1 pseudogene is annotated in these 207 nt (G+C 60.4%); it reads left to right on the top strand.

Annotated elements, in window-relative coordinates:
• Positions 1-207: pseudogene (locus F1609_RS33975) on the top strand (IS5/IS1182 family transposase); the annotation flags it as partial.

The following is a 207-nucleotide window of genomic DNA, read 5'->3' on the forward strand; positions in this document are numbered from 1 at the left end:
GTGCCGCCGATAGTGGTCAATTGGCGACGGTGCTGGCGGCGGTAAAGCGCAACGTCGGTGACGATGCTGAGCTGGTGCTCGCCGATGCAGGCTACCGCTCGGAAGCAATGCTCGAGCAACTACGCGATCACCCGTCCGAACTGATTGTGGCACTCGGCCGGATTGGCAAGCAGGAAGTGGTGATCGATCCGAAAAAACGGCCTCTGT

This window comes from Massilia aquatica, from assembly GCF_011682045.1.
Lineage (GTDB): Bacteria > Pseudomonadota > Gammaproteobacteria > Burkholderiales > Burkholderiaceae_D > Telluria_A > Telluria_A aquatica.